Here is a 9,279-nt window from a genome sequence, read left to right as displayed (position 1 = left end):
GCGATCCGCGCCAAGCAGGAGGCGCAGCGGCTCGGGCTGGAGCTTTCGGTGTGCGTCCTTGAAAAAGGCAGCGAAATCGGCGCGCATATCCTGTCAGGCGCCGTGGTCGATCCGCGCGCGCTGGATGAATTGCTCCCGGAATGGCGCACGATGGATTCGCCGATGACGGTGCCCGTCACCGACAACCAGCATTGGGTGTTGACCGAGACCGGCAAGACCGAGCTGCCGCACTGGATGATGCCGCCGTTCATGCACAACACTGGCTGCTACACCGTCAGCCTTGGCAATCTGACGCGCTGGCTGGCTGGTCAGGCCGAAGCGGCGGGTGTGGAGATTTTCCCCGGTTTTGCCGCTGCCGAGGTGCTGTATAATGACGATGGCAGCGTGAAGGGCGTGGCCACCGGCGACATGGGAATCGCCAAGGACGGTAGCCGCAAACCGAGCTGGACGCCGGGCCTTGAGATCCACGCGAAATACACATTTTTCGCGGAAGGCGCGCGCGGCCACCTGTCAAAGCAGGTGATCAACCATTTTGATCTGCGCAAAAACAGCCAGCCGCAGATCTATGGGCTGGGCCTGAAGGAACTCTGGGACATACCGGCTGAAAAACATGTGCCTGGCAAGGTGATCCATAGCCAGGGCTGGCCATTGTCGGATGCCAATGGCGGCGGCTTTATTTATCATCAGGCCAATGGCCAGGTGGCGATCGGGTTTTCGGTGTGGCTCAATTACGACAATCCGCATCTGTCGCCCTTCGAGGAATTTCAGCGTTGGAAGACGCACCCGTCGATCCGGGCGATTCTGGAAGGTGGCAGGCGCGTGTCTTATGGTGCGCGGGCGATCAACGATGGTGGCTGGCAGGCCGTGCCGCAGCTGTCATTCCCGGGCGGCGCGCTGATTGGCTGCTCGGCTGGGTTCCTGAATGTGCCGCGCATCAAGGGCAGCCACACGGCAATGAAAACCGGCATGATGGCCGCCGATTGCGCAGTGGCCGCCATCGCATCCCAGCGCGGTAGCGATACGCTGGCCGAGTATGACCGCGCCTACAAGAAAAGCTGGGTGTATGAAGAGCTCAAGATGGTGCGCAACGTGCTGCCGGCGGTCGAGAAATTCGGCAATGCCGTTGGCACGGTGATGGCCGGCGTGATGATGTGGATGGAATATCTGGGCTACGAATTGCCGTTCACCTTCAAGCTCAGCCCCGACAACACGCACATGCGCAAAAAGGAAGACGCACCAAAGATCGTCTATCCCAAGCCGGACGGGGTGATCAGCTTCGATCGGCTGACCAGCGTGTTCCTGTCCAACACCAATCACGAGGAAGACCAGCCCTGCCACCTGACACTCAAGGACGCATCGGTGCCGGTCGAGATCAATTATGCGCTCTATGACGAGCCGGCGCAGCGTTATTGTCCGGCGGGTGTGTATGAAATGGTTGGCGTGGAAGAGGGCGCGCCGCGCCTGCAGATCAATGCCCAAAATTGCGTCCATTGCAAAACCTGCGACATCAAGGACATGACCCAGAACATCAACTGGGTGGTGCCCGAAGGCGGCGGTGGACCAAATTATCCGAACATGTGAGGCGCGGCTGGCCAGTTCAGCCGAAACGGCGCTCGCTGCTCGACAAGCTGCCGCCGCCGCGCCACAATCGCTTGATATGCGATTCCTGTTCATCTTGCCCGCTCTGGCGTATCCGCTCAATTTGGCGGCACCCGCGCTGGCAGCCCGGTCCACTGAACCGGCGCTGCACGCCTATATGATCGGGCGCTATGCTGCGCTGGATCATGAACTCGATCTGGCAGCGCGCCTGATGGAGGAGGCGCGCGTGGCCGATCCGGCCGCGGCCACACTCACCCGCCGGGCATGGGATCTTGCCATTGCTGCCGGCGATCAACCCCGCGCCTTCAAGCTGGCGCGCAGCCTGGCGGCAGCCGGCGCCGTTGAGCCTGAAATCACCATGACGCGCCTGGCTGAAGCGGCGGTGCGCAAGGATTGGGCCGAGGTGGCCGCGCTGCGCGCAAAATTGAACGGGCAGGGGTGGCAGCAGGTTGCCGGCCCGATCATCGATGCGTGGGCAGCGGCGGCGCGCGGCGATTCGGCGGCTGCGCTCAATCTGCTCGATCCGCAGCGCCACCAAGGATTTTTGCGGGCCTATATCGTGGAGCAGCGGGCGCATCTGCTGGCGTGGCTGGGGCGTTGGGACGAAGCGGCAGCGGCGTATCGGCAGGCGCGGTCCGGCGGCGGTGTGGCGGGAATATTCCTGCGCCAGGGCCAGGCCCACGCGCTGGCCATGGCCGGAAACCGCGATGAGGCGCTGGCGGTGCTGTTCCCCAATGATCAGCCGACGGCGGCGGCACGGGCACGTTTGCAGGCTGGCAAACCGATCGGGCTGCTGGTGGCGGAACCGCGCCAGGCGCTGGCCTGGCTGTCGATCCGGTTGGCCGGCGATCTGGCCCGCGAACGGGCCGAGCCGCTGGCGGTGCTGTTTGCTCGCTTGTCCAGTTTCCTGGCGCCTGATGTGCCGGCCAGTTGGTTGACCGTGGCCGATATTCTCAGCCGGTCCGGGCAAAGCGATGCGGCACTGGCGGCGCTGGCGCGGGTGCCGGATGGTTTGGGCCTGCAATATCTGGTGCGGGCGCGCCGGGCCGACGTGCTGGAGGCGGCTGGCGAGGGTGCGGCAGCCGGCCAGTTGCTACTGGCCGCTGCAAACGCGCCCGGTGCATCGGCCGATGACTGGGCCGGGCTGGCTGGCTGGCACCGTCGCGGCGAACGCTACGGCGATGCAGCCGCAGCCTATGGCACGGCGCTGGAGCGTTTTGGTGCCGGGCAGGGTGTATCGGCATGGAATCTCTATTATATGCGCGGCATGATGCGGGATCGGGCCGATGATTGGCCGGGCGCGTTGGCTGATTTTCGGGCGGCGCTGGCGCTGGTGCCCGATGAACCGGGCGTTTTGAATTATCTGGGATACAGCCTGCTGGAGCGCAGCCCGGCGGCGGCACCGCAAGATGCCGAAGCCAGGGCGTTGATCGAAAAGGCCGCTGTGCTGCGGCCCGGAGACGGCGGCATCATCGATTCGCTGGGCTGGATGCAGCTGCGCAGCGGTGACATCGACAAGGCAGTCGTCACGCTGGAACGCGCGGTGAACCTGGAGCCGCAGGAGGCCGCGATCATCGGCCATCTGGGCGACGCGCTGTGGCAGCAGGGCCGCCGCATCGAAGCGCGCTTTCGCTGGCGGCAGGCGCTGGGCTTTGCGGCGGCCGCCAGTGAGCGCCGCGAATTGCAGGCGCGGCTGGATTTTGGGCTGGATGCGGCCGGCGCCATGCTCGCCATGCGTTAGGGCCAAAATCTGGGGGCGCTTGCAGGCTGGCGGCGTCCGCGCCATTGGCCTGCCATGATGATCCGCGAACACGCCCCGGCCAAAATCAATCTGGCGCTGCATCTGCGCCGGCGCCGGGATGATGGCTATCATGATCTGGAAAGCATATTTGCCTTCACCGAATTTGGTGATGCTCTGAGCGGTGAGCCGGCCGACGAATTGGCGCTGGCGCTGTCTGGCCCGATGGCGGCAGCCGCCGATGTGGGCAATGACAATCTGGTGCTGCGTGCTGCCCGCGCTTTGGCCGCCGCGGCCGGCACCACGGCGGGCGCCCGCCTGCATCTGGAAAAGCATATCCCGGTTGCAGCCGGCCTGGGCGGTGGATCGGCCGATGCTGCTGCGGCGCTGCGCTTGCTGAATCGGCTGTGGCGGCTGAACTGGCCGCTGGACCGATTGGCGGCGGTGGCGGCGCCGCTGGGCGCGGACGTGCCGGTGTGTGTTCATGGCCGCACCCTGCTCGGCAACGGCAAGGGCGATGCCTTGTCGCCATGGCCGCAGGATCCGGCCGACACGCCGGTGTTGCTGGTCAATCCCGGTGTGGCAGTGCCCACCGGGCCGGTGTTCGCCGGCTGGGACCAGCATGACCGCGGCGGCATCGCCAGCGGCGCAGCGTTCACGGCGCTGCGCAACGACATGACGGCATCGGCTGTGGCCATCGCGCCGGTCATCGCCGATGTGCTGGCGGCACTTGAGCAGGCCGGCGGCGCTGATCTGGTGCGAATGAGCGGGTCTGGTGCGACCTGCCTGGCGCTTTATGGAACGCCCGAAGCACGCGACCGCGCCGCGCTGGCACTGGCCGGGCGCGGCTGGTGGCTGTGCCCGACTCGCATCGTCTAGCGATTGACCCTGGCCGGGCCATCTTGCTCTGAGTCGTGCTCATAATGGCCGGATGCAAGGTATGAAATTGGCTCCTGCAGCCGTGGTGCGCTGCAAAATATTGCCTGCGTCATTTGTACAAGTGATTGTTTTTACTGTATCGCAGTGCAACAAGCTGATTATCGCTCAAAATAGGGATTGACCGTGAATTGAGCGGCGCTTAAACCGGCCCCAGTTGATTTGAGTGCAGCTCAACCGCCGCTCAACCCTCCCCCCCGGTGACGCCGGTGGGCGGCACTCAAATCAGCCTCAATCGCTTACGCCAGCGGCAATCCGCCGCCTAAACCGGAGACTATCGATGTTCACCCGTTTGATCGCATTGCCGCTCGCCGCTCTCGCTCTGACTGCCGTTCCGGCCGCTGCTGCCTCGGTCAGCTGCAGCGCAACCCCGGCCCAGATCCGCACCCTCGCCGAAGCCAAGGGCGGCGAAGATGCCGCCAAGGCTCTGAAGCTCGTCGCCACCGGCGAAAAGCTGTGCGCTGCTGATGCCAAGTTCGAAGCCGGCAAGAAGTTCTCGGCCGCTGCCAAGCTGCTCGGCACCGAACTGGCCGCCCTGTCGGCACCGGTTGCCCAGTAATCGTTCGGGGCGATTGCCCCGCACGACGATATCCCCCCAAGGACGACTACAGCGCCCGGCGGCCACTCGCCGGGCGTTTTTTCATGGCTTTGCACGGCGCGGGCAGGGCGGCTATGGCTGCACCATGCACCGGCCCGAAATCCTGTCCGGCACAGCCGATTTGTTGCTGATTGCCGATCATGCTGCATCCGATGTGCCGCCGGGCATTGATCTGGGTGTGCCCGCATCGCTGCTGAGCAATCATATTGCAGTGGATATCGGCACCGATGCGCTCACCCGCCGCCTGGCCCGCGCGCTTTCGGCGCCCGCCATCATTGCCACCGTTTCGCGTCTGGTTGTCGATGTCAACCGCGATCCCGCTGATCTGGGCGCCGTGCCGGCCAGCAGCGATGGCCACATGATCCCCGGCAACTGGGACCTGCCCGCGCAAGAGCGCGACCTGCGCCTGGAGGCCATCCACGCCCCCTATCACGCAGCCATCTCCCGGCAGATCGCTGCCCAGCGCCCGGCCCTGATCATTTCCATGCACAGCTTCACCCCGCAGCTCGCCACACGGCCGGAGGAGCAGCGCCCCTGGCCAATCGGCATCCTCTACAACCACCACGACCGCGCCGCCCGGCTCGGCCTCGTCGCCCTGGCCTCCCGCGGCCTCCGCGTCGGCGACAACCAGCCTTATTCCGGCCGTGACCTCAACTACACGATGGACCGCCACGCCGAAGCCGCCCACATCCCCTATCTCGGCATCGAAATCCGCAACGATGGCCTGCTCACCCGCGAAGGCGTGGCGCGTTGGACGCACATATTGGCGGACTGCATCGCCACGGTGCGGCGCGGGCTGTAGGTTACAAAGGTTACATTTTGCTCTTCATGCGCGCGCGCCCGCAACAGGGGGCGATGCCCACACCGCCGCGCCCGCATCCAGCCATCAAGGCGGACGGGTTTGCGATCGGACAGCGTGGGGCGATGGTCGCGCATGGCGTGACAATGCCATAAGGGCGGGACTGTAGGACAGACGCGGAACGGATGACGGAAGAGAGGAAGCCAGGGGCCTCCGGCGGCAAGGGTCGCGGACCCTTGACCCGAGTGTTTTCGAGCGCGCCCGTTCAAAAAGCGCCCGTCACCCCGCACCCGCCACCACGACCCGTCACCCCGGACTTGATCCGGGGTCCCGCTTGCTTTGCCGGCGCGGCACGCGCGTCGGGAGCACGGACACGGTGGCCGGCACCGAAGCGATGAAGGCAGCAAAGCGGGACCCCGCCCCGGATCAAGTCCGTGACGTGCCGTTTCTCACTCCACGCTTGACCCTGCAACCCCGCCGAGCCTAGGCAAAAATGTTCCAAAAAGGCCATGATATGACAAGATTCGACAAGTCAAAGCTGCCCAGCCGCCATGTTTCGGTCGGTCCGGAGCGGGCGCCGCATCGCAGCTATTATTATGCGATGGGGCTGAGCGAAGAGGAGATTGCGCGGCCGTTTGTGGGCATTGCCTCGGCAGGGAATGACTCAGCGCCGTGCAACACCACGCTTGATGCGCAGGCCGATGCGGCGCGGATTGGCGTGAATGAGGCGGGCGGCATGCCGCGGCGGTTCAACACCATCACCGTTACTGACGGGATTGCGATGGGCCACCAGGGCATGAAGGCCAGCCTGGTCAGCCGCGATTGCATTGCCGACAGTGTCGAGCTTTCGATGCGCGGCCATTGCTATGATGCGCTGATCGGTTTTGCCGGCTGTGACAAGAGCTTGCCGGGCATGATGATGGCGATGCTGCGCCTGAATGTGCCCAGTATCTTTGTTTACGGCGGCTCGATCCTGCCGGGCCGGTTTGAAGACAAGGATGTCACGGTTGTTGATGTGTTCGAGGCGGTGGGCGGCTTTGCGGCTGGCAGCTGCCCGCTGGCGCGGCTGACGGCGCTGGAAAAGGTGGCGTGCCCTGGCCACGGCGCGTGCGGCGGGCAGTTCACCGCCAACACCATGGCCTGCGTGGGGGAAGCCATCGGGCTCAGCCTGCCCAACAGCAACATGACGCCGGCGCCCTATACCAGCCGGGCCGATATCGCGATCGGGGCCGGGCGGCAGATCATGACGCTGATTGAAAGGAACATCCGGCCGCGCGATCTGGCGACGCGCAAGGCCTTTGAAAATGCCGCGCGCATCGTGGCGGCAACGGGCGGATCGACCAATGCGGCGCTGCATCTGCCGGCCATGGCCAATGAGTGCGGGGTGGATTTTGATCTGTTCGACATGGCCGAGATTTTCAAGACCACCCCCTATATCGCCGATCTGAAGCCGGGCGGGCGCTATGTTGCCAAGGACATGTATGATGCCGGCGGCGTGTATATGGCGCTGAAGGCGCTGTTTGATGCCGGTTTCCTGCACGGCGACTGCATGACGGTGACCGGCAAGACGCTGGCCGAGAATATCGATGAAGTGACGTGGAACCCTGACCAGAAGGTGATTTATTCGGTGCCCAATGCCTTGTCGCCCACCGGCGGCGTCGTGGGGCTGAAGGGCAATCTTGCCCCGGACGGCGCCATCGTGAAGGTGGCCGGCATGAAGACATTGGCGTTTTCCGGGCCGGCACGGGTGTTTGATTGCGAGGAAGATGCCTTTGCCGTCGTGGAAGCGCGCGGCATCGTGCCGGGCTGCGTGATCGTGATCCGTTATGAAGGGCCAAAGGGTGGGCCGGGCATGCGCGAGATGCTGTCCACCACCGCTGCGCTTTATGGGCTGGGCATGGGCGAAGATGTGGCGCTGATCACCGATGGCCGGTTTTCCGGTGCGACGCGCGGTTTCTGCATCGGCCATGTCGGGCCGGAAGCCGCCGAGGGCGGGCCGATTGCATTGGTGGAAGATGGCGATATCATCACCATCGATGCGATTGCCGGAACCATCGATCTGCAGGTGGACGAGGTGACGCTGGCCGCCCGCCGCGCGGTGTGGCAGCCGCGCAAGACCGATTATCAATCCGGCGCCATCTGGAAATTCGCGCAGACGGTCGGCCCGGCGCGGCTGGGGGCTGTCACCCACCCCGGTGCTGCCGCGGAAACCCACGTGTTTGCGGACATCTGAAGGGGCGGCTGCCTGGTCAGGACGGTTGATCGGCCAATGCGAAGCGTTTCCTGATCCTGTCCACCGGCGTGCCATCCTTCAGCGGCACGGCCGGCACCACTTCGTGATCGACGAAGCCGATGCGGCTGTAGAAGGCGAGGCCGCCGCTGTTGTCGCCGCGAATCGTGGCGTTGATGCCGGTTAGGCCGATGGCGCGGGCATGGCCGCAGGTGGCGGCAAACAGGGCCGAGCCGACGCCGCGCTGGATTGCGCCGATGCGGGTGAAGGTGCCGATATCGCCAATATCAGTCGGCAGGATGTTTTGCGTGCCGAGCGTCTGGAAACCGAGCAGCTGCCCGCCCGCTTCGGCAACAAAGCAACAAATCACGGTAGGACCGGTGAGATAGGCGGCGGCCAGGCTTTCCGGGCCATAGGGCTCCTGCAAGGCCGTGGTGCCGCCGCGCGCGATGATTTCGTTGAGCAATATGGCCAATTCGGCGGCATCGGCGGCGCGCACCGGGCGAATACTGAGCTGGTCTTTCATCACTGGCCTTGTGCCGCTGCTCCAGCTTTGTGACAAGGCTCCGGTGTTCATCATCGATTCTGGCCAACCGCTGCTTACCGCCGCTGCCATGCGCGCTGCGGAGGCGGCTGCGACTGCGGCTGGCACTTCGGCGTTGACCCTGATGGAGCGGGCGGCGGCAGGCGCGGCCCGGGCGATCCTGGCGTTTGCGCCGGCGCGGCGGGCGACGATCTTGTGCGGGCCGGGCAACAATGGCGGCGATGGCTATGGCATTGCGCTTTTGCTGGCCAATGCTGGCGTGGCGGTGACCGTCGCTGCCGATGCACCGCCGGCCGGCGAACCGGCGGTGGCCATGGCGCAGCGGTGGCGGGATCGGGGCGGTGCAGTGACTGCGCTGGCGGATGCGCCGCCAGCGCCGCTGATTATCGATGCACTCTTTGGCACCGGCCTGTCGCGGCCCATTCCCGAAGCGGTGCAGGCGGCGCTGGACCGGCTGCGTGGCCATGGCCGGGTGGTGGCCATCGATATTGCCTCGGGCCTGCATGCCGATACCGGCGCGCAGCTTGGCCGGCCATTGGCTGCCGATCTCACGGTGGCGTTGGGCGCGGCCAAGCCGGGCCATATGCTGGGCGACGGCGCTTTGGTGTCTGGCCGGCTGGCGGTGATCGATATCGGCGTGCCGCTGGCCAGCGATCTACACTTGACCGCGCCGCCGCGCCTGGCCGGGCCAGCGGCCAATGCCCACAAATACACGCGCGGTTGGGTGATGATGGTGGAGGGCACCGCTGGCCACGGCGGCGCCGCTGGCCTGGCCGGGCTGGCCGCGCTGCGCAGCGGTGCCGGGCTGGTGACGCTGGCTGGCGAAAGCACTGGC

The 9,279-nt window shown here is 65.5% G+C and carries 8 protein-coding genes; 7 read left to right on the top strand and 1 reads right to left on the bottom strand.

Going from position 1 to position 9,279, the window contains the following annotated elements; all coding sequences use genetic code 11:
- The 6 genes from ABWP50_RS00705 to ilvD form a co-directional block, all read left to right on the top strand.
- A partial coding sequence (locus tag ABWP50_RS00705; protein ID WP_353216063.1) for an electron transfer flavoprotein-ubiquinone oxidoreductase occupies positions 1–1,581 on the top strand: 1,581 nt, incomplete at its 5' end.
- A 76-nt stretch (positions 1,582–1,657) separates the two neighbouring features.
- Entirely contained in the window at positions 1,658–3,340 is a 1,683-nt protein-coding gene (locus ABWP50_RS00700) for a tetratricopeptide repeat protein (protein ID WP_353216062.1), read from the top strand.
- A 57-nt stretch (positions 3,341–3,397) separates the two neighbouring features.
- Positions 3,398–4,216, top strand: coding sequence for a 4-(cytidine 5'-diphospho)-2-C-methyl-D-erythritol kinase (locus ABWP50_RS00695; protein WP_353216133.1), 819 nt, complete (start codon positions 3,398–3,400; stop codon positions 4,214–4,216).
- A gap of 337 nt (positions 4,217–4,553) precedes the next feature.
- Positions 4,554–4,832, top strand: coding sequence for a hypothetical protein (locus ABWP50_RS00690; protein WP_353216061.1), 279 nt, complete (start codon positions 4,554–4,556; stop codon positions 4,830–4,832).
- A 124-nt stretch (positions 4,833–4,956) separates the two neighbouring features.
- The gene (locus ABWP50_RS00685) at positions 4,957–5,673 is read left to right on the top strand and encodes an N-formylglutamate amidohydrolase (protein WP_353216060.1); all 717 of its coding nucleotides are present in this window, start codon (positions 4,957–4,959) and stop codon (positions 5,671–5,673) included.
- Between the two features lie 511 nt (positions 5,674–6,184).
- Entirely contained in the window at positions 6,185–7,903 is a 1,719-nt protein-coding gene (gene ilvD / locus ABWP50_RS00680) for a dihydroxy-acid dehydratase (RefSeq protein ID WP_353216059.1), read from the top strand.
- Between the two features lie 16 nt (positions 7,904–7,919).
- Here the strand turns inward: ilvD and ABWP50_RS00675 are convergent, their stop codons facing one another.
- On the bottom strand, positions 7,920–8,480 hold the full coding sequence (locus ABWP50_RS00675; RefSeq protein ID WP_353216058.1) for a GNAT family N-acetyltransferase: 561 nt from the start codon (positions 8,478–8,480) through the stop codon (positions 7,920–7,922).
- Here ABWP50_RS00675 and ABWP50_RS00670 point away from each other — a divergent pair.
- A partial coding sequence (locus ABWP50_RS00670) for an NAD(P)H-hydrate epimerase (protein WP_353216057.1) occupies positions 8,470–9,279 on the top strand: 810 nt, incomplete at its 3' end. The two genes, ABWP50_RS00675 and ABWP50_RS00670, sit on opposite strands and share 11 nt — an antisense overlap.

Source organism: Sandarakinorhabdus sp. (assembly GCF_040398645.1).
In the GTDB taxonomy this organism is placed as follows: domain Bacteria; phylum Pseudomonadota; class Alphaproteobacteria; order Sphingomonadales; family Sphingomonadaceae; genus Sandarakinorhabdus.
The sequence above is the reverse complement of the archived record's forward strand: the minus strand, read 5'-3'. Positions and strand labels throughout refer to the sequence as shown.

Bases quoted from the DNA above. Each gene is read 5' to 3' on its own strand.
- ABWP50_RS00685 (WP_353216060.1), top strand. From the start codon at position 4,957: ATGCACCGGCCCGAAATCCTGTCCGGCACAGCCGATTTGTTGCTGATT.
- ABWP50_RS00690 (WP_353216061.1), top strand. From the start codon at position 4,554: ATGTTCACCCGTTTGATCGCATTGCCGCTCGCCGCTCTCGCTCTGACT.
- ABWP50_RS00700 (WP_353216062.1), top strand. From the start codon at position 1,658: ATGCGATTCCTGTTCATCTTGCCCGCTCTGGCGTATCCGCTCAATTTG.
- ABWP50_RS00675 (WP_353216058.1), bottom strand. From the start codon at position 8,480: ATGATGAACACCGGAGCCTTGTCACAAAGCTGGAGCAGCGGCACAAGG.
- ABWP50_RS00695 (WP_353216133.1), top strand. From the start codon at position 3,398: ATGATCCGCGAACACGCCCCGGCCAAAATCAATCTGGCGCTGCATCTG.
- ilvD (WP_353216059.1), top strand. From the start codon at position 6,185: ATGACAAGATTCGACAAGTCAAAGCTGCCCAGCCGCCATGTTTCGGTC.